Source organism: Vibrio sinus (genome assembly GCF_023634645.1).
GTDB lineage: Bacteria > Pseudomonadota > Gammaproteobacteria > Enterobacterales > Vibrionaceae > Vibrio > Vibrio sinus.
The window spans coordinates 1-568 of record NZ_JAMKMR010000055.1; the positions used below are offsets into that span (position 1 = coordinate 1).

Below are 568 nucleotides of genomic sequence, written 5' to 3' on the forward strand. Positions count from 1 at the left end.
GCTGGTTGATCACAATGCCACCTTGACCTTGTGGCGCGATGGTGAGATTGCCCAGCAATGGCACGGCATTATCAGTGAGTGTTCGCTAGGGGATACCGGGCATCGTCATACGGTGTACCAAGTGCATTTTGTTCCCCCAATGATGCGTCTTACCCTGCGTCATAATAGTCGTATCTTTCAAGCGCAGACGGTGCCTGAAATTATTTCGGTGATTGTTCAAGAGATGGGGATCCAAGACTTCGCATTTGCGCTGACTCGCCAGTACCCAAAACGGGAATATTGTGTGCAATATCGTGAGTTAGATTTGGACTTTATTCAGCGCATCGCCGCAGAAGAAGGCATCTATTTCTACTTTACTCACACCAATAACAAAAACACGGTGATCTTTGCTGATGAGTCAAAGAACGCCTCAAAGCTGCCTGAGCCAGTGCCATATAATGCACTGAGCAGCGGCGTTAGCGCGGTGCCCTATGTGCGCCAATTTCAGCGCCATCAACGACTGCGCTCGGCCTCCGTTCAGCTAAAGGATCGGCTGTTTACTAACCCAGCGTACAGTTTCTTACACACC

The 568-nt window shown here is 49.8% G+C and carries 1 protein-coding gene; it reads left to right on the top strand.

Annotation, left to right across the window (positions count from 1 at the left end; genetic code table 11):
• Nucleotides 1–568: type VI secretion system tip protein TssI/VgrG (gene tssI / locus M9194_RS21555; protein ID WP_250614768.1), on the top strand; the 568-nt coding region annotated here is incomplete at both ends.